This is a genomic window from Stenotrophomonas sp. NPDC078853 (genome assembly GCF_044901215.1).
Taxonomy (GTDB): Bacteria; Pseudomonadota; Gammaproteobacteria; order Xanthomonadales; family Xanthomonadaceae; genus Stenotrophomonas; species Stenotrophomonas lacuserhaii.
This window is the reverse complement of record NZ_JBJDOQ010000028.1, coordinates 1-22,312: the sequence shown is the minus strand read 5'-3', so window position 1 is coordinate 22,312 and position 22,312 is coordinate 1. Positions and strand designations below refer to the sequence as shown.

The 22,312-nt window shown below is 69.3% G+C and carries 18 protein-coding genes; 12 read left to right on the top strand and 6 right to left on the bottom strand.

All coding sequences use genetic code 11. The features are described from left to right. Window position 1: 1 nt before the first annotated feature. The 3 genes from ACI2JH_RS19180 to folE form a co-directional block, all read right to left on the bottom strand. Window positions 2-703, bottom strand: a complete 702-nt coding sequence (locus tag ACI2JH_RS19180; protein ID WP_042612174.1) for a DUF4194 domain-containing protein — start codon at window positions 701-703, stop codon at window positions 2-4. Then, entirely contained in the window at window positions 690-2,159 is a 1,470-nt protein-coding gene (locus ACI2JH_RS19175; protein ID WP_404736966.1) for a DUF3375 domain-containing protein, read from the bottom strand. Before ACI2JH_RS19175 ends, ACI2JH_RS19180 begins: the two co-directional genes overlap by 14 nt. Before the next feature lie 94 nt (window positions 2,160-2,253). Then, window positions 2,254-2,865, bottom strand: coding sequence for a GTP cyclohydrolase I FolE (folE, locus tag ACI2JH_RS19170; protein WP_101098626.1), 612 nt, complete (start codon window positions 2,863-2,865; stop codon window positions 2,254-2,256). A 158-nt stretch (window positions 2,866-3,023) separates the two neighbouring features. Here folE and ACI2JH_RS19165 point away from each other — a divergent pair, with 158 nt between their 5' ends. From ACI2JH_RS19165 to ACI2JH_RS19140, 6 genes are all read left to right on the top strand, one after another. Then, entirely contained in the window at window positions 3,024-3,479 is a 456-nt protein-coding gene (locus ACI2JH_RS19165) for a MarR family winged helix-turn-helix transcriptional regulator (protein WP_101098627.1), read from the top strand. Window positions 3,480-3,577: 98 nt separating this feature from the next. Then, entirely contained in the window at window positions 3,578-3,787 is a 210-nt protein-coding gene (locus ACI2JH_RS19160; RefSeq protein ID WP_042612171.1) for a DUF1656 domain-containing protein, read from the top strand. After that, window positions 3,784-4,698 (top strand): efflux RND transporter periplasmic adaptor subunit, encoded by a 915-nt coding sequence (locus ACI2JH_RS19155; protein WP_182656615.1) that lies wholly within the window; start codon window positions 3,784-3,786, stop codon window positions 4,696-4,698. The genes ACI2JH_RS19160 and ACI2JH_RS19155 overlap by 4 nt, the downstream gene beginning before the upstream one ends. Window positions 4,699-4,739: 41 nt before the next feature. Continuing rightward, entirely contained in the window at window positions 4,740-6,170 is a 1,431-nt protein-coding gene (locus ACI2JH_RS19150; protein WP_404736971.1) for an efflux transporter outer membrane subunit, read from the top strand. A 6-nt stretch (window positions 6,171-6,176) separates the two neighbouring features. Beyond that, window positions 6,177-8,198 carry an FUSC family protein gene (locus ACI2JH_RS19145; protein WP_404736965.1) on the top strand — a complete coding sequence of 674 codons (2,022 nt, stop codon included), beginning with the start codon at window positions 6,177-6,179 and terminating at the stop codon, window positions 8,196-8,198. 340 nt (window positions 8,199-8,538) lie between these two features. After that, entirely contained in the window at window positions 8,539-8,937 is a 399-nt protein-coding gene (locus ACI2JH_RS19140) for a hypothetical protein (protein ID WP_057508368.1), read from the top strand. Between the two features lie 47 nt (window positions 8,938-8,984). On the opposite strand, the gene recD is transcribed toward ACI2JH_RS19140, so the two are convergent. The 3 genes from recD to recC are packed head-to-tail and all read right to left on the bottom strand — an operon-like array spanning window position 8,985 to window position 17,823. Then, on the bottom strand, window positions 8,985-10,832 hold the full coding sequence (recD, locus tag ACI2JH_RS19135) for an exodeoxyribonuclease V subunit alpha (protein ID WP_350000065.1): 1,848 nt from the start codon (window positions 10,830-10,832) through the stop codon (window positions 8,985-8,987). After that, window positions 10,829-14,479 (bottom strand): UvrD-helicase domain-containing protein, encoded by a 3,651-nt coding sequence (locus tag ACI2JH_RS19130; RefSeq protein WP_404736964.1) that lies wholly within the window; start codon window positions 14,477-14,479, stop codon window positions 10,829-10,831. Before ACI2JH_RS19130 ends, recD begins: the two co-directional genes overlap by 4 nt. Further along, window positions 14,476-17,823, bottom strand: a complete 3,348-nt coding sequence (recC, locus tag ACI2JH_RS19125) for an exodeoxyribonuclease V subunit gamma (RefSeq protein ID WP_404736963.1) — start codon at window positions 17,821-17,823, stop codon at window positions 14,476-14,478. The genes ACI2JH_RS19130 and recC overlap by 4 nt, the downstream gene beginning before the upstream one ends. A 218-nt stretch (window positions 17,824-18,041) precedes the next feature. Between recC and ACI2JH_RS19120 the strand changes: the two genes are divergently transcribed. From ACI2JH_RS19120 to ACI2JH_RS19095, 6 genes are all read left to right on the top strand, one after another. After that, window positions 18,042-18,830: an ABC transporter ATP-binding protein gene (locus tag ACI2JH_RS19120; RefSeq protein WP_404736962.1), complete on the top strand. Its 789-nt coding sequence runs from the start codon at window positions 18,042-18,044 to the stop codon at window positions 18,828-18,830. Further along, a complete protein-coding gene (locus ACI2JH_RS19115) occupies window positions 18,830-19,579 on the top strand; it encodes an MlaE family lipid ABC transporter permease subunit (protein ID WP_404736961.1) in 750 nt (249 codons plus the stop codon). The genes ACI2JH_RS19120 and ACI2JH_RS19115 overlap by 1 nt, the downstream gene beginning before the upstream one ends. 99 nt (window positions 19,580-19,678) lie before the next feature. Continuing rightward, window positions 19,679-20,212, top strand: coding sequence for an outer membrane lipid asymmetry maintenance protein MlaD (gene mlaD / locus ACI2JH_RS19110; RefSeq protein ID WP_101098643.1), 534 nt, complete (start codon window positions 19,679-19,681; stop codon window positions 20,210-20,212). Then, the gene (locus ACI2JH_RS19105) at window positions 20,209-20,868 is read left to right on the top strand and encodes a phospholipid-binding protein MlaC (protein WP_101098634.1); all 660 of its coding nucleotides are present in this window, start codon (window positions 20,209-20,211) and stop codon (window positions 20,866-20,868) included. Before mlaD ends, ACI2JH_RS19105 begins: the two co-directional genes overlap by 4 nt. Beyond that, a complete protein-coding gene (locus tag ACI2JH_RS19100; protein ID WP_404736960.1) occupies window positions 20,858-21,172 on the top strand; it encodes a lipid asymmetry maintenance protein MlaB in 315 nt (104 codons plus the stop codon). The genes ACI2JH_RS19105 and ACI2JH_RS19100 overlap by 11 nt, the downstream gene beginning before the upstream one ends. 1 nt (window position 21,173) lies before the next feature. Beyond that, on the top strand, window positions 21,174-22,175 hold the full coding sequence (locus ACI2JH_RS19095) for a VacJ family lipoprotein (RefSeq protein ID WP_404736959.1): 1,002 nt from the start codon (window positions 21,174-21,176) through the stop codon (window positions 22,173-22,175). Window positions 22,176-22,312 lie beyond the last annotated feature (137 nt).

The window sequence follows — 22,312 nt, the reverse complement described above, 5'->3', positions numbered from 1 at the left end:
ATCAGGCTTCGGCAGCCGGTGTTTCGCGCAGCTGGCGGTACACCGCCGACAGCGCGGAGACGTCTTCTGCAGAGAACAGCAGCTTCAATGCGGGAGAGACTTCGTGGCGGTCTTCCTGGCCCGCCAGGCGGGTCAGGATGTGGTTGTCCTTCATCTTCTGCACGGCACTGGCCACGCGGCGGTTGAAGCCGGCGCGGTCGGTGGACAGGTTCTTTTCGTATACCGCCAGGGCCTCGGCCATCTCCGCATCGGCGACCACCGCGCGGTTGCCGCGGGCATCGGCCTCGCCCAGTTGCTGGCGCAGATACAGCAGCAGCACCGAGTCGATGAAGGTCAGCGGCGAGGTGCGCAGCAGCACCGGCGAATCCAGGTCTTCGGTATCGGCCTGGCGGGTGAAGGCAACGCCACTCTCGCGGTCCAGCACCAGTTCCAGGAACAGGTCTGACAGGGAGGTGCGGATGGCGGCTTCATTGCGCAACAGCGCCGGCCACAGCTTGGCGTGGCGCTGCTGGTCGATGCTCGGGCCGATCAGCAGCTGGCACAGCGCGCGGCGCGCGTCCTGCGGCAGCCGGCCGGTATCGCCCAGGTACAGCACGTCATTGTTGCGGCGTGGCAACGGGGTGACCACCACCGGCTCGGCGTCGAAGGCATCCTCGCCCTCGCCCAGGCGGGAGGATTCGATCGGATCTTCATTCCAGCTCATGGCGTTTCTCCTGGGTGAACCAAACCAGCGGGATGCGGGCACGCCGCCATTGGCCATCGCCACCGCGCCAGTGGGCCAGCTCCTGCTCGCCCTCCACCACGGTGCCGAAGCGTGTGCCCAGCGACAGGTAGCCGATCACGCTGCCCAGCCCCTGCGGCGCTTCGCGCTGCGACAGGGCCTGGGAAATGCTCAGCTTCGGCTGCATGCCGAGCAGGTCATGCAGGTCGCGGCGCAGGGTACGGAAGTCGATTTCGGACGATGCCACCAGGTCGCCCACGCTTTCCAGGCTGATCGCGGCGGCATCGTTGCGCTGCACGCTGCCATCGACCTGCGCGCTGCGTGGATCATGCAGTTTCCACTGCGACCACGAACGCAGGCGGCTGGTGGTCAGCTGCAGGTCTCGGCCGATCGAACGCTGGGCGGGGAAATCATCGCGCAGGGCCAGTGCCTCGGCCTGCGCCTGTTTCAGCAGCTGGTTGAGCCGGCGTTGTTCCAGGTAGCCGCGGCTCTGCACGAAACCACGCAGGCTGCGGGCAAAGTGCTGCAGCACATCGTGGACCTGGCCGCCGCGCTCCAGCATGGTGCCGGTGAAGCCGCGCAGGAACGCGCGCTCGTTGCGGTCCAGGCGCCGCGCGAACCCACGCGCCAGCACCGATTCCAGCGCGGCATCCAGCTGCGCACTCTGTTCGGCATCGTTGAGCAGGCGCCAGAAGGCCTGGAAACTGCGGCCGGCGTCGCTCTCGCCGATCACGTCCACGCCTTCGAACAGCTTGGACAGCACGTCGCCGCGCTCGCCTTCGTCGTCGATGATGCGTTCGCGGAACTCGCGGTTCAGGCGTTCGAAGTCATCGCGCACGCGGCGGAAGTCTTCGGTCAGTTCGTCGGCCAGTCCGATGATCTGGCGGGCGCGTTCCAGCGCGCGCTTGCCATCCAGCGCGGCGACGCGGCCTTCGCCGACGCGGGCGATTTCCGCATCGATGCGGTCGCGCTCGTCGCGTAGTGCGGACAGCCGCGCATCCGGATCGGCTTCGGTCTGCGCGGCCAGCTGCGACAGCTGGTTGATCACCAGTGCCAGGCGGCTTTCGGTGGCGGCAACCCGGCTTTGTTCCAGGCTGTCGGCAAAGCGGATCGCCTGCAGCGCCTGGGTGGACAGTTCGTACTGTTCCTGGTCGGCGCCTTCGGGCAGGCGGCGTTCCAGCCAGCCCTGGGCCAGCCAGTGGGCCACGTAGGCCTGCGCGGTGCGCGGCAGTTCACGCGACAGTTCTTCGCCGTTGAGCTGGTCCAGCGCGCGCTGCAGGCGCTCGTGCAGCACCGGCGCGGCCAGCGTGCGTTCGCCGTCCATCAGCAGGCCCTGCAACAGGCCGATGATCTCCGGCGCATGGTCGGCGGCGAGCAGCTTCCATTGCGGTTGTTCGCGCAGGTGGCGGTAACGGGCGATGCGTTCGCGATGCTTCATGCAGCGAGGGAATCCGGATAGGCGTGCAGCGGCGGTCGGGCGCGCGGCTGGAACGGCACCGGCCACGCGGGCCGGCACCGGACAGGCAGCGTGATCAGCGCTTGCCGCCGACTTCGATGAAACGCAGGAATTCGGCGCGGGTGCGGGCGTCTTCGCGGAAGCTGCCCAGCATCTTGGAGGTGACCATGCTGACGCCGCGCTTGTGGATGCCGCGGGTGGTCATGCATTCGTGGGCACCTTCGACCACCACGCCCACGCCGATCGGCTGCAGCACGTCCTGGATGCACTGGGCGATCTGCGCGGTCATCTTTTCCTGCACCTGGAAGCGGCGCGCATAGGCTTCCACCACCCGGGCCAGCTTGCTGATGCCCACTACCTTGCCGGCCGGCAGATAGCCGACGTGCACGCGGCCGATGATCGGCGCCATGTGATGTTCGCAGTGGCTTTCGTATTCGATGTCGCGCAGCACGATCAGCTCGTCGTAGCCGGCAACCTCTTCGAAGGTGCGCTCCATGTAGGCCCGCGGGTCGTCGCGGTAGCCGCTGAACCAGTCGCCATAGGCCTCGGCGACCCGGCGCGGGGTATCCAGCAGGCCTTCGCGGGTCGGGTCTTCACCGGCCCAGCGCAGCAGGGTGCGCACGGCCTCTTCGGCCTGCGTCTGGGAAACATCGCCCTGCGGCGTCTTGGAATTGTTGTCGTTGCTCATTGCGAACTGCATCCCGGAGGGGTCGAGCATGGTAGCCGACCCGAGGGGGAGCCGTCCTGCCGCGGCACTCGCAGGCCGTCCGCAGTGGCACAGGTTCAGGCAAGACACAGGCGGCGCTATTGATAGGAATGAAATTAGTAGTATCCTATCGATCTGCCATGAACACCTCACTCGACGAACGTACCCGGCTGCAGATGCAGCTCAGCTCCGGCCTGCTCCAGTCAGGCCGGCAATGGCAGCGCCTGGCCGACACCGCATTGGGCAGCCATGGCATTTCCACTGCCTGCACCATGCCGCTGCTGATGATCGGCCGCTCCGGCGGCGGCATCCGCCAGGTCACCCTGGCCCAGCAGCTGGGGCTGGAAGGCCCGTCGCTGGTGCGCCTGCTGGACAAGCTGTCTGCCAGTGGGCTGGTGCGCCGCGAATGCGATGCCAGCGACCGCCGCGCCAACCTGCTGTGGCTGACCGACGAAGGCCAGGCACTGGTCAGCGAGCTGGAACACAAGCTGATCGGGCTGCGCCAGGACGTGTTCGGCGAGCTGTCCATGGACGAGCTGCGCGCGGTGCTGAAGGTGTGGCAGCTGCTGTCCGCCGCGGTCGATCGCATTACGTAAGCGTTGTTCCCGGGGGATGCCGCTGGCGTGCAGACGTCGGTGGCGTTCGCCCGTTGCTGTTGCCGTTCCCTCCCCCGTCTTGAGCCCGATCCCTGCCGATGCCCGGTGAATTCAGTCTCCATGGAGTCTTCGTCCCGACCCTGCTCGGGCTGATGCTGCTCGCCTACGTGCTCAACAGCGGCCTGCGCGTGCTGCTGCAACGCAGTGGCGCCTACCGGCTGGTCTGGCACCCCGCCCTCTTCAACCTGGCCCTGTACGGCATCGTGCTGGGTGGGTTGTTCCACCTCCTGCGTTGGATGCAATCGTGAAAAAGATCATCAACAAAGCCGTGCCACCGGTGCTGACCGTGCTGGCGGTGATCGTGGCCCTGCTGGTGCTGCGCCAGCTGTGGGTCCATTACATGGACGAACCCTGGACCCGCGACGCGCACATCGGCGCCGACGTGGTGCAGGTCGCGCCCGATGTTTCCGGGCTGGTCGAAGCGGTGGACGTGGGCGACAACCAGGCGGTCAAAAAGGGCGCGCTGCTGTTCGTGGTCGACCGCGCGCGCTACCGGATCGCGCTCGAACTGGCACGCGCCTCACTGGCCGAACGGCAGGCCTCCGTGGCCCAGCTGCGCCGCGAGATCGCCCGTGACCGCAGCCTGCAGGACCTGGTGGCCGGCGAGGATGCCGAAGTGCGGCGGGCAAAACTGCAGGCCGCGCAGGCCGCACAGGCCACCGCGCAGGCGGCGGTCGACCTGGCCGAACTGAACCTGGCGCGCACCGAAGTGCGTGCCCCGGCCGATGGCCAGATCAACGACCGCACCGTGCGCGTGGGCGACTACGTGACCGCCGGCAAGCCGGTACTGGCCCTGCTGGATACCACCTCGTTCCGCGTGGACGGCTACTTCGAGGAGACCCGCCTGCGCGGCGTGGCCCCCGGCCAGCCGGTGGATATCCGCCTGATGGGCGAGGACGTGGCGCTGCACGGCCACGTGGAAAGCATCGCCGCCGGCATCGAAGACCGCTACCGCACCGATGGCAGCAGCCTGCTGCCCAACGTCACCCCGGCCTTCGACTGGGTCCGGCTGGCGCAGCGGATCCCGGTGCGCATCCGCATCGACGAGGTACCCGCCGGGGTACGGCTGATCTCCGGCCGCACCGCCACGGTGACCGTGGACCTGCACGGGACGGCCGCGAACAAGACCGGTGTCGCGCCGGTACGGGCGGGCCTGTGAACCGGCGCGCGCCCGTGCAACGGCTGCCGAAGCTGGCACTGATGATCACCCTGGCCGGCCTGGTCGCCTGCCGCACCGTCGGCCCGGATTACGCGCTGCCGGAAGATTCCGCGTTCAAGCGTCCGGCCGCCAACAGCGCCTTCATCGACACCGGCAACGCGCAGGTCGCGGCCAGTGCCGAACTGCCCGTCCGCTGGTGGTCGCTGTACCAGGATCCGGTGCTCGATGGCCTGATCGACCAGGCGCTGCGCGACAACCTGGAACTGAAAGCGGCCGATGCCCACCTGCGCCGCGCCGCCGCCCTGTACGAACAGGCCCTGGATGCCGGTGGCTTCGATTACGAAGCCGAGGCCGGGGTCAGCCGCGCGCAGCTTTCGGCCGAATCGTTCCTGCTGGAACACGAACTGCCGCCGATCAACCTGGCCGACGGCAAATTCGCGGTGAGTTACCAGTTCGACCTGTTCGGCAAGCTCAAGCGCGGGGCGGAAGCGGCGCATGCCGATGAGCAGTCGGTGGCCGCAGCGCGCGATATCGCGCGCATCAGCGTGGTCGCCGAGGTGGCCGACAACTACCTGGAAATCTGCCACGCCAATCACGAACTGCACGTTGCCACCCATTCGCTGCAGCTGCAGCAGCGTGGCCGCCAGGTCACCCAGCGGTTGATCGCTGCCGGTCGCGGCACCGCGCCGGAACTGGCACGCGCCAATGCCCAGGTGGCGATGCTGGAAGCGGCGCTGCCCCCGCTGCAGGCCAAGCGCCAGGCCGCTGCCTATTCGCTGGCCGCGCTGCTGGGGCAGACCCCCGGCCAGCTGCCGGCGGGCGTGGTGGACTGCAGCCACGCCCCGGCGCTGCAGCAGCCGCTGCCGATCGGGGATGGCCGCGCACTGCTGGCGCGTCGACCGGACGTGCGCCAGGCCGAACGCCGGCTGGCTGCGGCCACCGCGCGCATCGGCGTGGCCACCGCCGAACTGTATCCGGATATCCGGCTGGGGGCCTCGGTCGGGGCCGCCGGGCTGCTGGCCGACTTCGGTGAGCCGTTGACCCAGCAGTGGTCGTTCGGCCCGCTGATTTCCTGGACGCTGCCTTCTTCCGGCACGCGCTCGCGCATCCGCGCCACCGAAGCCGGTGCCGATGCGGCGCTGGCCGAATTCGACCAGACCGTGCTGCAGGCGCTGCGCGAGACCCAGACCGCGCTGGACCGCTATGCACAGGACCTGCGCCGCCTGCAGTCGCTGCAGGTGGCCCAGCAGCAGGCCACGCTGGCGGCCGAACAGAACCGCCGGCTGTACCAGGGCGGCCGCACGCCGTACCTGTCCAGCCTGGATGCCGAGCGCAGCCTGGCCACCGCCGATGCCACCCTGGCCGATGCGCAGGCGCAGGTGTCACGCGACCAGATCCATCTGTTCCTGGCCTTGGGCGGTGGCTGGGATGCTCCCGCCACTGCCGCTGCCGCTCCCACGGCGGCGAGGTAGACGGCGATGCGCGCGCTGCTGGACCGGCAAGGCTGGATGTTTTCGATCAAGACCTACCTGGCCTCGATCACCGCGCTGTACATCGGCCTGGCCGGCAACCTGTCGCGGCCCTACTGGGCGATGGCCACGGTCTACATCGTCAGCCAGCCGCTGCTCGGCCCGACCCGGGCCAAGGGCGTGTACCGCATCCTCGGCACGTTGCTGGCCGGCGCGGCCACGCTGCTGATGCTGCCGCACCTGGTGGAAACGCCGCTGCTGCTCAGTGCGGCGATGTCGCTGTGGCTGGCCGGCTGCCTGTTCCTGGCGCTGCTCAACCGCGGCCCACGCGGCTACGCCTTCCTGCTGGCCGGCTATACCACCGCCTTCATCGGCTTCCCGGCGGTGACCTCCCCGGAACTGATCTTCGACACCGTGGTAGCCCGCAGCGAGGAGATCATCCTCGGCACGGTGGTGGCGGTGCTGTTCGCCGCGCTGGTGTTCCCGGCGTCGGTGCGGCCGATGCTGACCGGTCGCATCGGCAACTGGATGGGGGATGCGGCGCAGTGGTGCCGGCAGATCCTGGAAGGCGGCCGCGCGCATGCACCGCGCAACCAGCTGGCCGCCGACCTGGTGCAGTTCGAAGCACTGATCGAGTTCCTGCGCCGCGACGATCCCCGCCATGCCGGCGCGGCAGTGTCGATGCAGCAGCTGCGCGAACGCATGCTGTTGCTGCTGCCGGTACTGTCCTCCATCGCCGACCGGCTGGGCGCGCTGCGCCGCCACGGCGACGGCCTGCCCGAAGGCCTGGAAACCCTGGTGGAGGACATCCGCCACTGGCTGGAAGCCGCCACCGACAGCCCCACGCATGACCAGCTGCGCACCCGTATCAGCGCGTTGAAGCCACAGGTGGACGGCGACCTGCAGCACCTGCAGCTGGCCTCCCTGCTGCTGCGGCTGGAAGAACTGGTGGACCTGTGGGCGGACTGCCGCGCCCTTCACCAGGCCATCGAGCAGGGCCGCGCGCCGCAGCACGCCAGCCACTACCGCCTAAGCACCCGCAGCGTGGCCGAAAGCCGCCACGTGGATTACGGCATGGCGATGTTTTCCGCGCTCAGTGCAGGCATCGCCCTGATGAGTTACTGCGTGCTGTGGATCGGGCTGGGCTGGGAAGGCGGTGGCAACGGCGCGATGATGGCGGCGGTGGCGGCGGCGTTCTTCGCCGCGCAGGATGATCCCGCGCCGAGCATGATGTCCTTCCTGCTGTGGGCGGTGGTGGCCAGCGTGGTCGCCGGCATCTACCTGTTCGGCATCTTCCCGGCCGTGCACGACTTCGGCCTGCTGGTGCTGCTGCTGGCGGTGGTGTTCCTGCCGCTGGGCGTGCTGCTGCACCACCCCAAGACGATGCTGTTCGCGCTGCCACTGACGGTGAACCTGGTGGCGCTGCTGAGCGTGCAGAACACCTACAGCGCCAACATCCAGAGCTTCGTCAATGCGGCGGTGGCGATGTTCATCGGGATTGGTTTTGCCGTTGTGATGACCCGCCTGTTCCGATCGGTGGGTGCCGAATGGACCGCGCGGCGGCTGGTACGACAGGGCTGGACCACGCTGGCCGAAGCGGCGGAAGGGCGCGGCCAGCAGGATCGAGAGCGCTTCGCCGCGCGCATGCTGGATCTGCTGGGACTGCTGGCGCCGCGGCTGGCGGCGACCCCGGAGGGCAGCGACATCGCCTCGGTGGACATGCTGACCGAAGCCCGGGTGGGGCTGAACATCCTGCAGCTGCGGCGCGCCCGGCTGGACCTGCCCGAACGCAGCCGCGAGGCAGTGGAACGGATCCTGGCCGAGATCGCCGCACATTACCGCCGGCAGGTGGCCGCACGGCGTCCGTTGCACGGTGATGACGCGCTGCGCGAACGGCTGGATGCCTCGCTGTCGCGGGTCGGCGGGGTGGCCGCCAGCAAGGCGCGCGACGAAGCGCTGATGGGCCTGGTGGGCCTGCGCTTCGCGTTGTTCCCCGACGCGGCAGCCGACAGCGCTGCCGGCGGAGACTGACCGGGGACTGGGGACTGGGGACTGGGGACCGTGGGCCATGGACCATGAACTGCGGGCGGTTGCCGTTGACCGCTGACTGTCGAACGCTGACCGCTGGCGGTAGCGCCGAGCCATGCTCGGCGGAATGCATCCGTTGCACGTCGCCCTGCCGGAAGCGCGCCGCTGCGCTCGCCGAGCATGGCTCGGCGCTACCGTTCCCCCGCCCGATGTCCCGCCCGTTCCCCGGCCCATTGTCCGGCCCGTGTCCCCGCCCGCCGCCCTGCCAGTCACCCCGCCGCAAGCAGCGGCGCGTTACCCTGCGCGTCCGCGCTTGCTGCGCACTTTCAACAGGAACATCCCGATGAGCTACGACATGATGGTCTTCGATGCCAGCGTGGCGCCGCGCGAAGCGACCGCCTTCATTGCCTGGTACGAGAAGCAGACCGACTGGAACGAGGATCATGACCATGATGATCCGAAGGTCGCCGCGCCGGCCCTGCAGGCCTGGTTCGCCGAGATCGCCGAGCACTTCCCGCCGATGAACGGCCCGCTGTCCGATGATGAAGACGACCGCGACGAAGTGACCGACTACAGCATCGCCGCCCATGTCATCTACGGTTCGTTCGCCGATGACGTGGCCGAGCGTGCGCACGAGATGGTGCAGGTGCTGGCCTTCCAGCATGGCCTGGGCTTCTTCGATGCCAGCAGCGATGAAGCCGCCATCGTGTACCCGGACGGCACCGTGCTGGTCCTGGAATAAGCATTGCCTGAGGCAGCGCCGGGCCGTGCTCGGCGTGCAGGGAGGCGTTACAGCGGCAGTTCGCCCTGTACCGCCTGTGCGCCCAGCCGCCATGCCAGCCCGGACAACCGGCTGGCGTGGCGCTGCAGGGCCTTCTCCAACACCTCCGCAGGCCCCGCCAGGTGCAGCCGCGTACGCGCCCGGGTCAGCCCGGTGTAGACCAGTTCGCGCGACAGCACCCGGCTGTCATGCCGTGGCAGCTGCAGCCACACTTCGTCGAATTCCGAACCCTGCGCCTTGTGCACCGTCATCGCGAATGCGCTTTCGTGCGCCGGCAGGGCCGCCGGATGGAACGCACGCGGATGCGCCAGGTCATCGCCCGGGAACCAGGCGGCAAGACCGCCGTCGGCATCGCGCAGGCAGATGCCCACGTCGCCGTTGAACAGGCGGTGGCGGTAGCTGTTCTCGGTCACCAGCAGCAGCCTGCCGTGGAAGTAACCGGCATTGGCACCGGCCAACAGGGTTTCGATGCGATGGTTGAGCCCGCGCGCGCCCTGCGGTCCTTCGCGCAGCGCGGTCAGCACCCGCAGCCGGCCGGCCTGGGCCAGCGCGGTCGCCGGATCACCGCTGTCGGCAAGGGCCCGCCACTGCGCCAGCAGGTGCTCGCGCTGCTCCTGCAGCGGATCCAGCAGGCCTTCGTGGAAGCTGACACCGGCCAGCGTACCCTGCCGCAGCAGCGTCAGCGCCGACACGCTGTCACCCTCGCGTACCGCCATGGCCAAGGGGGCGAGATCCAGCGCATCGCTCTGCCGGTAGCCGCGCTGCAACTGCACCCGGCGGCCGGCAAACGGGGTGGGCGGTGCTTCCGGCCGCAGCGTGGCCGCCGCCAGCAACGGCTGCAGCGCGCGCGCATCATCTTGGCCGGTGCCCTCGCCATCGCCGCTGGCACGCAGGATGGCGCTGAGCACATCGCCCGCCTCCACCGACGGCAGCTGGTCCGGATCGCCGAGCAGGATCAGCCGCGTCCCGCTGCCGATGGCCTCCACCAGCTTGGCCATCATCGGCAGGTCGATCATCGACGCTTCATCGACCACCACCACATCGAACGGTAGCGGATTGTCGGCATGGTGGCGGAAGCGCGGGGAATCCGGGATCACGCCGAGCAGCCGGTGCAGGGTGGTGCCACTGCTGGGCAGGGCCGTACACAGCTCAGGCGCGAGGCCTTCGGCCTGCAGCCGCTGCACCGCCAGGCGCAGGCTTTCGGCCATCCGTTCGGCGGCGCGCCCGGTCGGTGCGGCCAGCGCCACGCGCGGTGCCGGTTGGCCCGCCTGCACGGCGTGCGCGACCAGCAGCAGCAACAGCCGCGCGATGGTGGTGGTCTTGCCGGTACCCGGTCCGCCGGTCACCAGGGCCAGCGGGTGGCGCAGGCTCACCGCCGCCGCGCGCGCCTGGTGGTCGACACGGCCGGCGGCCTGCGGGAACAACTGCGCGAACAGCGGCGCGATCGCCTCCAGCGCCACCGCCGGCAACGGGTGCCGGCCGATGCGCTGCAGCCCTTCGGCCAGCTGCCGTTCGTATTCGCGGTAGCGGCGCAGATAGACCAGGCCGTTTTCCAGCACCAGTGGCGCGTCAACGCTGATCGCATCGGCCTGCTCCGGGCGTGACACCCATGGCGAGTCGTGCAGCTCCTGCAACCACTGGCCGGGGCCTGGCCAGGTGAAACTGCCTTCCACCAGCCGCTGCGGTTGCCCCGGATCGAAGCCGGCGTGTCCCTGCGACACCGCCAGCGACGCCAGCGCGGCGGCGACCAGGATTGAAGGCGGGGTCTCCGGCCGCAGCCGCCCGAGGCTGAGCGCCAGCGCATGGTCCAGCGTGCGCAGCTGCCCGGCGTTCTTCAGTTCGACCAGCAGGCTCATGCCACGCCCCCCACCACGCGGGCGACCAAGGCCGCTTGGGCGGCGTCACCGCCGGCGAACAGGGCGTCCAGTGCATCTACCAGTGCAGGTTCGAAACGCGCTGCATGCACGCCCTCGCCGTCCACGCCCAGCCCGCGACAGAACAGGTAGCGGATGCCGCCCATGTCGCGGGCGTAGTCGTAGCGGCTGCCCAGCCGGAAACGCAGCCAGCGATGCAGGGCCAGGGTGTAGATCAAGGCCTGCAGGTCGTATTCGCTGTGGCGCATGGCGGCGCGCAGCAGCTCCGGCGTATAGCCCGGCAAACGGTTGGATTTGTAATCGAGCACGTACCAGCGGCCCTCGCGCACGTAGGTCAGGTCGATCTTGCCGGTCATCAGCCCTTCCAGCTGGCGGCGCAGGCCGAAGCCACGGCGCGCCGGCACGATGCCGAAGCGGTGCAGCAGCTGCAGCAGGGCGGGCACCGCGGTGGGCTGCATGGCGAAGTGGAACTCGATTTCCGCGCGGCGCTGGGCAGCCGGAAGGTCGTGCAGGGCACCGCCCTCGGGCAAGGGCACGGTCAGGGTGTGGCCGACCAGCGGCACCAGTACCTCCACGCCGTCGTCCAAATCGGCATCGGCGTAGCCTTCCTCGCGCAGTGCCTTGCGCAGCACCGCAGCCTGGCCTTGCGGCGCCTGCTGGCCGGGTCGCCAGCCGGCCCAGGCAGCGAATTCGGTATTCTCCAACGCGTCGTGCAGCACGTTGCCGAAGCGGCTGCCCATGAAACGCGGATCCACCACGGCGCTGTCCGGCTCACTGCCGGCCGGCAATGCCGGTTCCAGGGGAAGTTCGGCACCGGCCGGTTCGTCGGCGGCGGGCGCGGGCACTTCGGTGGCGGCCGCATCGATCTCCTGGCCGGCATCGGCGTTGGCCAGCTGGGTGAAGCTGTACACCCACCAGTCGTGTGGCACCCGCCGTTCGATCGAACGCACCGGCGGCAGCTCGCCTTCGTCTTCCATCGCCAGCTGCGCCGGCCGGGTTGCCGGCGCGCGTTCATCGACCAGGATATCGGCGTGGGCCGCCAACGCCGACAGGTCGCCCAGCATCGGCGCCAGCCGGGTCTTCGCCAGCCCGGCCAGGTCGCCGACGGCGATCCACAGCGCATGCTCGGCGCGGGTCAGTCCCACGTACAGCAGGCGCGCATCCTCGGCGCGCTGCTCCTGGTCGCGCAGCGAGGTGGCCGCGTCCCAGGCCGCGTCCTTGTCCAGCTTCCAGTGCAGTTCGCGGCGATCCTGCGCATGCACGGTGCAGTTGCTGGCGGTGTTCGGCGCGCCGCCGTCGATGCCGACGAACGGCAGGTAGACCAGCGGGTATTCCAGGCCCTTGCTCTTGTGCAGGGTGATGATCTGTACCCGGCGCGCGTCCGATTCCAGCCGCAGCAGCTGCTGTTCGTCGTTCTGGTCGGCATGCGCCATCTGGCCCTGCAGCCAGTCCAGCAGGCCGTGCATGCCCAGCGCCTGGGCCGACGCCTCCTGCAGCAGCTCGCCCAGCTGCAGGTAATTGGTCAAGCGGCGTTCGCCATCCAGCAGCGCCAGCAGGCGTTCGGCCTGGCCGGCGCAGGCATCGGCGATCACCGCGAACGGTCCGCCGCGGGTCCAGCGTTCGCGCCACTGCAACAGCTGCGCCTGGTAGCCGCGCTGCACATCGCCGTCGCGTTCCATGCCAGCGATCGCTGCGGCGTCCTGGCCCAGCAGCACCGTCGCCAGTGCCGCGCGCAGGCGCCCTTCATCGGCCGGCTGCAGCAGGGCCATCAGCAGCGCGCGCAGGTCCTGCGCTTCGGTGGTGGCAAACAGGCTCTGCTTGCCCGCGGCAACGGCGGGAATACCGGCCGCGGCCAGTCCCCGCTGCACCAGGGTGGCTTCGCGGTGCGAACGCACCAGCACCGCGATGTCGCCCGGCTGCACCGGGCGACCGCGCAGTTCGGCGCGGCCGGCGCGTGCGTCCACCAGCACCTGGTGGATGTCAGCCACGCAGGCCGCGCAGGCCACCTCGCGTGAGGGATCGGCGTTGAACGGGCGCCCGCCTTCGTTGCGCAGCACGCGCAGGGTCAGGCCCGGTGCCGGCTGACCATCGCGCAGGTAGTCCGCGTCGCCGCGCACGCCACCGGCGGCCACCGGTTCGAACGGGATGCCCTCGTCCAGGAAAGCGGTGGGCCCGGCGTTGTCGTACAGCGACTGCAACGCACGCAGCACGCTCGGGCGCGAGCGGAAATTGCGGTCCAGCGCCGGCGCGACCTGCGCCCCGCGCTTGGCCTTGAGATAGGTATGGATGTCACCGCCGCGGAACCCGTAGATCGCCTGCTTTGGGTCCCCGATCAGGAACAACGCGGGCGCCAGCCCGGCCTCGCGCGTTGCGGCGCTGTCGCCGAACACGGTATGGAAGATGCCCCATTGGCGATCATCGGTGTCCTGGAATTCGTCGACCAGCGCGATGCGGTACTGGCTGCGCAGCTGCCGCACCAGGGTGTCGCGGTGCGGGCCGGCGAGCGCGTTGGCCACCCCGTCGATCAGGTCGTCATAGGTCTGCACGCGGCGTACGCGCTTGAGCGCATCCAGCCGCTGGCGCGCTTGCGCACGCAGGCCGTGCAGGAAATTGATCGCGCGGCCACGCAGCCAGTCCAGCCGCGCCTGACGGGCCTGCAGGTAGTCCTGCAGCGCAGGCTGCAATGGCGATGCCGGCGTGCGGCCGGCGTACGCCTTGTTGGTCTTGCCTTCCAGCGCCGCGGGCAGCAGCGCAGCCAGGCGTTCGCTGTCGAGCACCGTGGCCGGCCCGTCGTGCAGCGCCCAGTCGCGCAGCTGCGAACACAGCGGCTGCAGCCAGGTCAGTTTGTAGGAGGCGCCGTTGAGCCACTTGGCATCCACGGCTTCGCACAACGCTGCGAAGAAGGCATCTCCGTGATCGCCGATCGCCCGGCGCAGCGCATCGGCGACCTGTTGCAGCCGCGGCGCCGGATCCTCGCCGACCACGGCCGCTGGCGGCAGCAGCGGCAACGGCTTCAACAGGTCAGGCAGGTCACCGGCCAGGGCTTCGGGGGTCTTCCACAACCAAGTCAACGCGTCGATCGCGGTGGCGTCACTGGCATGCACGCGCCACAGGTCGGCGGCCAGCTCTTCCAGCAGCGCACGCTCGCTGGCCAGCAGCTCGGGGGGGTCGAAGGTATGCCCGCTTTCCAGCGCATGCTCGCACAGCACGCGGGTGCAGAAGCCGTGGATGGTGAAGATCGCGGCGAGGTCGATCTCATCGGCGGCAACCTGCAGGCGGCGCTGCAGCGCCGCGGCGCTTTCCGTCCCGGTCTCCAGGTGCCGCTGCAGCACCCAGCGGGTCAGCAGCACGTCCGGGGTATCGTCGTCGGCCGGGGCGCGATCCACCAGCTGCGCGGCCAGCGCCAGCCGTTCCCGGATGCGCTTGCGCAGCTCCTGGGTGGCCGCATCGGTGAAGGTCACCGCCAGCACCTGGCCGATGCGCAGGCCCTGTTCCACCACCAACCGGGTGAACAGCGTGGCCAGGGTAAACGTCTTGCCGGTGCCGGCGCTGGCTTCGATCAGCTGCACCCCGTGCAGCGGCAGCGCCAGGTACGGATCATCGTGCAGCGTGTCCATGTCGTTGTTCATGCGCCGCCCTGCCCGGCTTCATCGCGCAGCGCGCGGCCTTCGCGCACCGCGCTGAACACCACGCGGCTGATATGCAGCAGGTCGGCGAAGCTGGCCTCGTCCTTGAACGGATCCTGCCCGCGCAGTGCAAGCTGGATCGCCTCGCCCTGCGCTTCGCCCCAGCTGCGCTCCGAGCCGTGCCAGCGCTTGGCGGCTTCGCTGAACTGCTTTTCCGCAGGCGTGGTGTGCAGGGTCCAGCCGGTGTAGGGGCCGAATGGCAGCGGCTCACGCAGGCCGCGCGTGCGCAGTTGCAGCAGGCTGCGCAGTGCATCCCGTGCCTGGGCGGGCGGCAAGGCGGGCAACAGGTGCGGGCCCACGCCGTTCTCGCCTTCATCGTGGAACTGCACCAGCGGCAGTGCATCGCCGGCAGCGTTGGCCAGCAGCCAGTCCAGCCCATGGCGGATCGCCGCATTGCCGTTCAGGCTTGCGGTGCGCAGGCGTACCAGGCCCGCGGGGTGGCGGTCAGCGACCCGGCCGTGCAGGCGCACACCGTCGATATCGACCTCGTAGCGGCGGCTTTCCAGCGGTGCATTCCCCAGCCACTCGCGCAGTGCCAGCGCGTACGGGCGCGCCTGCGCCTGCAGCGCATCGAAACCGCGCTCGCCCAGTGCACCGGACGGCAGCAGCGCACGCGCGCGCAACCGCGGGTACAACGGCGCGTCGTCCTCCTGCAGCGTGGCCCGCACGACCGCCAGCTGCACGCTGCGCGCTTCGGGGCTGCGTTCGGACAGCACCAGCGGCTCCACGTCGTCGGTTTCCTGCAGGTCGCCGGGCAGGCGCAGACCCAGCGACAACGACAGGAACTGGCCGGCCGGATCGACCAGGAAGCGGCGCAGTTCATCCAGCGACAGCCGCGACTCCACCGGTTCGGTGGTCGCCACAGGCGCGGGCAGCGGCGTGCTGATCCAGGCCGGCAACTGGCCACGGGCGCCGCCGACGGTGGCCGCGGCGGGATGCCATTGGCGGCGATAGCTGAAACGGCGCGGATCGCCGCCGCCGAACGCGGCCGGCGAGAACGGCTGCAGGGCATGCCGCACGACGAACTGCCGGGCGGCCTCGCGCGGTTCGGCGTGGTACTGCATCGCCGCCTCGATCAGTTCACTGACCAGCACCGAGGGCTCGCGCACGCTGCCGTCGCGTGGGTCCGCGCCGAGGTAGCTCAGGTAGAACGCATCCTGCGCGGCGGCGAACAACTGCAGGAACAGGAAGCGATCATCCTCGCGCAGCGAACGGTCGCCCGGGCGGCGCCGCGCGCTGTCCAGTTCAGCGGTGAGCTGGTTCAGTCCGGCCGCCGGGTCGCGTCGCGGGAAGTCGCCATCGTTCAGGCCCAGCACGCAGATCACCCGGAACGGCAGCAGGCGCATCGGCACCATGCGGCCGAAGCTGATGCCACCGGTAAGCAGCGGCGCGCGCGTATCGGCCTCGGCCAGGGCACCGGCGAAATGCGAGCGGATCACCTCGGCCGGCACGCCGCCGTCGAATCCGGCCTTGTCCGCGTCTTCGGCGAACTGGTTGATCAGCCGACGCAGGCGTTCCAGCGCACGCTGGCTGTTCGGCGAGGACGGCGGGGTCGGCAGCAGCGCGTCGAGCAGGCCCAGCAGGCGCTGCCGCCACTGCGTCGGTGAAAGCGTTTCACCCAGCCGCTGCTGGTACACGGCCAACACGCGCAGCAGGCGCAGCAGCCGGTCCAGCGCCTCCAGCGCACTGCCTTCGAGTTCCGGCCACGGGGCCACGCCGGCGATGTCGCCCTCGCTGCCACTGGCGTGGCCGAGCAGCAGGCGGTCCAGCGCGAACTGCCAGGTGAAGGCATCGTCGGCCGGCGCCAGATGCTGGCGGCGGTGGTCCGCGCTGAGCCCCCAGCGCACGCCCGCCGCCTGCAGCCAGTCATGCAGGCGATCAAATGCGGCGGCATCCAGTCCGGCTGCTTCGGCCAGCGGCGCGCTGGCCAGCAGGTCCAGCACTTCGTTCAAGCCGAAGCGCGACACCGGCAGTCCCAGCAGGTGCACGAAGACATCGGCCAGCGGCTCGCCGGCCAGCGGGCTGGTGTCGGCCAGCGCATAGGGAATATGGTCTTCGCCGCCGCTGCGACCGCCGAACACCGCTTCCAGGTAGGGCACGTATGGATCGATGTCCGGTGCCAGCACGGCGATGTCGCGCGCCTGCAGCGGTGGGTCGAAGCGTGGATCCTGCAGCAGGCCCCGCAGCTGGTCATGCAGCACCTGCAGTTCGCGCAGGCGGGTATGGCAGGCATGTACCTGCAGGCTGGGATCGTCCAGCCGCAACGCCGGCAACGGCGGGCCCGAAGGCAGGCCGCGGCGGTGGAAGAGGTCGCGCTGCAGCCGGTGCAGCAGGCTGTCGGACAGGCCGCCCTGGTCCATCGGCGGGCGCACGTCGTCCTCGGGATCATCGTAGGCGCCGATCTCCCCGGACGGATGCACCACTTCGTAGCTGCCCAGCACCGCCATGAAATCGCGCCCGGCCGCACCCCAGGCTTCAAGCAGGCGGTTCTCGCCGGCGGCCTCGCCGAACGGATCCGGCGCGCCGCTGCGCAGCTTTTCGCCCAGCGTCTGCAGGTCGCCCCAGTAGGCCTGCACCGGCGTGGGCAGGTAGAAATGCAGCTCGCCCACGCGCGCCTGGGTGGCCATCACCCGCAGCACGTCGGGCGAAATGTTCAGCGTGGCGAACGCGGACAGGCGCAGCGGCAGGCCCTGCGGCAACGGTTTGCCGGCGCCTTCGAACTGCTCCAGATAGGCCTGGATGCGGCGCGCGCGGTAGCCGCGTCCCTGGGCGATGGCACGCCACAGGATCGCCTGTGGATCCTGCGGATCGGCACCGGCGTCCCAGCGCAGCAGCCAGTCGCGGCGCCACGCCTGGTATTTCTCGAACACGCCGGCCAGCTCGCCGGCCAGCGCCCACGGCTTCAGCGGATCGCCGCCGGACAGGTAGCTGTGCAGCGCGCGCATCGGCGGCTGCGCCATCAGCAGGTCGTCGCCGAGTGCGGCATACACGCGCCAATGCAGGGCCGCCGCGTCCAGGTCCTCGGCCTCGCCGGGAACGTTGGCATTCAACGCGCGTGCCACGAACTCACCGGGAGTCAGGAACTCCAGGTTGGCGGCCACGCCGTATTCGGCCGCCAGGGTGGACTGCAACCAGCGCCGCATCGCCACCTGCGGGATCAGCACCACTTCCGGGTCCAGCAGCGGCTGGCCAGGAAGCGGCGCGCGCACGTGCCGCGCCAGCAACGCGGCCAGCACGTCCAGCGAGTTGGAATGGTAAAGACGGAAATCGCTGGAGGGGTCGCTCATTGCCTACAGTTTGCCGTAGCAGCGCGGTAAATGAATGCCCGACGCATCCGCCCTGCCGATCTCCTCCTGCGGATTGTTCCGCCAGGCCGCCTCGACTGTCCCGGAGCGCCTGCGCCCCTACCGCAACGACGCATGCGACAATACTGGACGGTCCAGTACGCTTATGTTCAGCGCCACGCCCTGATCCTTCAACGTTGGAAAATTGTTAAATGGTGCCCATGCAGGCTTCCACGACTCCTCTGGTGCAGTTGACCAACGTCCGCATCGAGCGCGGCGGACGCACGATCCTGCGCGATGTGTCGCTGCAGGTCCCGCAGGGCAGCATCACCGCCGTGCTCGGTCCGTCCGGCAGTGGCAAGTCGACCCTGCTGGCTGCGCTGACCGGTGAGCTGCGTCCGGTGCAGGGCGATGTCACCCTGTTCGGCAAGCCGATCCCGACCGGCAACCGCGACCTGCTGGAAATGCGCAAGAGCGTCGGTGTTCTACTGCAGGGCAACGGGCTGCTGACCGACCTCACCGTGGGCGAGAACGTGGCGCTGCCGCTGCGCGCGCATACCAGGCTGCCGGTCGCCGTGCGCGAGCGCCTGGTGCAGATGAAGCTGCATGCGGTGGGCCTGCTGTCGGCCGGGGATGCCTGGCCGCGTGAGCTGTCCGGCGGCATGGCACGGCGCGTCGCGCTGGCCCGCGCGCTGGCCCTGGACCCGCCGCTGATGATCTACGACGAGCCGCTGACCGGGCTGGACCCGATCGCCTCCGGGGTCATCATTAGCCTGATCCAGCGCCTCAACCACAGCCTGGGACTGACCAGCATCATCGTCAGCCACCACGTGCACGAAACGCTGCCGATCTGCGACCAGGTGATCGCCATCGCCAATGGTGGCGTAGTGTTCCAGGGCAGCCCGGCCGCGCTGGAAGCCAGCCAGGATCCGTTGCTGCAGCAGTTCCTGCACGGCCGTCCGGATGGCCCGATCCCGTTCGACGCCGCCCCCCGCGCGAGGACTGCCTGATGCCCTTCGTTGCCGCCACCCGCTCGCTGGGCCGCGCCGGTCTGTTTTCGCTGACCGTGCTGCGCGGCTCGCTGCCGACCGCCGATTTCCTGGCCGAACTGACCCGCGAGATCTACAAGATCGGCGCGCGCTCGCTGCCGATCATCGCCGTCGGCGGGGCCTTCGTCGGCCTGGTGCTGACCCTGCAGGGCTACCGCACGCTGACCACCTTCGGCGCTGCCGATGCGCTGTCCACGCTGCTGGGCCTGTCGCTGTACCGCGAGCTGGCGCCGGTGCTGACCGCGTTGCTGTTCATCGGCCGCGCCGGCAGCTCGATCGCCGCCGAACTGGGCCTGATGCGCGCCACCGACCAGATCAAGGCGCTGGAGTTGATGGCCATCGACCCGATCGCCAAGGCCGTGGCCCCGCGCTTCTGGGCGGCGGTACTGACCGTGCCGCTGCTCACCGGGGTGTTCTGCTCGCTGGCGATCTCGGCCAGTTACTTCGAAGCGGTACACCTGCTGGGCCTGGACAACGGCGTGTTCTGGTCGGCGCTGCGCGACAGCGTGGACTTCTGGAACGACTTCGGCGTGGCGATGCTGAAATCGGCCATCTTCGGCGGCACCGCGGCGCTGGTGGCTTCATACGTGGGCTTCCACGCCGAGCCGACCATCGAAGGCACTTCCGTCGCCACCACCCGCGCGGTGGTCAATGCCTCGCTGCTGGTGCTGATGTTCAACTTCGTGCTGTCGGCCATGCTGTTCCAGTAACTGTATTCCTTCCTGGTTCCGGCGCTTGCCAGCGCGGGAACGACCTGAAACTTCCGCCCTGGACATGCCGGGGCACTTGTCAAAAATGGTGAAATGAACATGGCCATCCGCGGTCCCAGACTGGAATTTTCCGTCGGCGCCTTCCTGCTGCTGGCACTGGCCTCGCTGTTGGTACTGGCGGTCGCTTCGACCAACCAGCGCTGGGGCCTGGGCGGTGGCGGCTACGAGCTGAAGGCCCGTTTCTCGCAGATCGGCCAGTTGCGCAAGCAGGCGCCGGTGAAGATCGGCGGGGTCAACGTCGGCCAGGTGGCGGCCATCGACCTGGATCCGGTCAAGTTCGACTCCATCGTCACCATCAAGATGGACGGCAAGTTCAAGGACCTGCCGGCCGACACCTCCGCCGGCATCTTCACCAGCGGCCTGCTCGGCGAGAGCTATATAGGCCTGCAACCGGGCGGCGATCCGGACGTACTGAAGGCCGGTGATGAAATCGTGTTCACCCAGCCAGCGGTAGACCTGATCCAGCTGGTCGGCAAATACATGTTCAGTGGTGGCGGCGCCGGTGGCGACGCAGCACCGTCCAACCAATCCCACGACGGCGCGCCCGCGCCCGCTACGGAAACCCAACCATGAAAATGAAACTGCTCCCGGTCCTGCTCGCTTCGACCCTGCTGGCCGCCGCTCCGCTGATCGCATCGGCGCAGGCGCCTGCCGCTGCCGCCGCCACCCAGGGCCAGGCCGGCAAGACCGTGATCGATGCCAGCACCCGCATCATGACCACCCTGCAGCAGCGCAAAGCCGAGTTCAGCAAGGACCCGACCGCGCTGCGCAACTTCATCAACAGCGAGCTCAACCGCACCTTCGACCGCGATTACGCGGCACGCTTGGTGCTGGGCGCGCATTCGCGCGGTGCCTCCGATGCGGACATCAAGCTGTTCGCCGATGCGATGGCCGACAACCTGATGCAGCGTTACGGTTCGGCCCTGCTGAACATCCAGGGCCGGCCGAGCTTCCGCCTGAAGGGCGAGAGCCCGTTGCCGGGCAACCGCGGCGTGCGCGTGGCCACCGAACTGGTGCGCTCGGGTGACCAGCCGACCCCGGTCGAGTACCTGATGCGCAACACCGATGGCCAGTGGAAGATCTTCGACGTCAACATCGAAGGCATCTCCTACGTGCAGACCTTCCGCAACCAGTTCGACGCCCCGCTGCGCCAGAAGGGCATCAAGCAGGTCGCCACCGAGCTGCGCAGCGGCACCATGCAGGCCGGAACCCCGGGCAATGGCAAGTAACAGCGCCCGGGCCCGGCTGGACCAGGGCACCCTGCATCTGTCCGGCGTGCTGGACCGCAGCGCGGTGATCGCGCTGTGGCCGCAGCTGCAGTCACTGGGCGATGCTGCACAGGCGCTGGACCTGACCGACGTGCCGCGCGTGGACAGCGCCGGCGTGGCCCTGCTGGCCGAACTCGCCGCGCGAGCGCGGCAGCAGGGACGGACGCTGGCCATCCACGGCTCGCCGGCCGGCCTGACCGAACTGGAGGCGGCCTACCGGCTGTCTGCAGACCTTGATTTCAATGCCCCTTCTGCCGCGAGCTGACATGAACGTCGTACGCATACTCCCCCTGTTCGTCCTGGTCGCCACGCTCAGCGCGTGTGCTGCCAAACCGGCCCGTGACAGCGCCCCCAGCGTCGGCACCGTGGTCCCTGCAACCGAAGCGCCGGTCGCCGATGCAGCTCCCGCCCCGGTCGTCGACGATGCGTCCGCCAGCGCCGACGCCGCGCCGCTCGCAGGGTCTCCGGCGCCCGCCGCCGCGACGCCGCCCACGGTGGATGCCGATGGTGATGGCACGCCCGATGCCACCGAAGACGACTTCACCGCGCTGTACGGCAGCGATGGGGTCAGCGGTGGATCCGCAGCCGCCTACGATCCGTGGGAACCGCTCAACCGCCGCGTGCATCGCTTCAACGTGGTGGTGGACAACGCCATCGCCCGTCCGCTGGCCACGGCCTACACCAACGTGGTGCCGCGCTTCGCACGCACCGGTGTGAGTAATTTCTTCAGCAACATCCGCTCGCCGGTGACCATCGTCAACCAGTTCCTGCAGGGCCGTCCGGACGATGCCTGGGACACCATGGGCCGCTTCCTGATGAACAGCACGCTGGGCATCGGCGGCCTGTTCGATCCGGCCAGCAAGGCGATGATCGCCAACCGCAAGGAAGACTTCGGCCAGACGCTCGGTGCGTGGGGCTGGCGTCCGTCGCGCTACGTGGAACTGCCGTTCTTCGGGCCGCGTACCGTGCGTGATGTGTTCGGCCTGGCCGGCGACATTCCGCTTTCGCCGATCCGCCAGATCGAAGAAGACAAGGTGCGCATCGGCCTGCAGGGCCTGCAGCTGGTGGACGCGCGTTCGCAGCTGCTGGCCGCTGATGACATCCGTTCCAGCGCGGTGGACGAGTACGCTCTGGTGCGTGATGCGTGGCTGCAGCGCCGCAACTACCAGATCGAGAACGATCTGCGTGGCAAGCATGCGCGCGGCAAGGACGATCTGGATTCGCCGATCCCGGTGGATGCGATGCCGATGCCGCAGTGGGGCAACTGACGGGCATTGCAGCGAACGGCTGAGCCCCTCGTGGTGGGTCGCCGGGGGCCGCTGAGTATCGGGATTGGGCCGGGCGGGAGGGGTTGTTGGGGGACGGCAAGAGCCGCTCCTGCGGGCCTCGTTTCGCGCCCACCGAG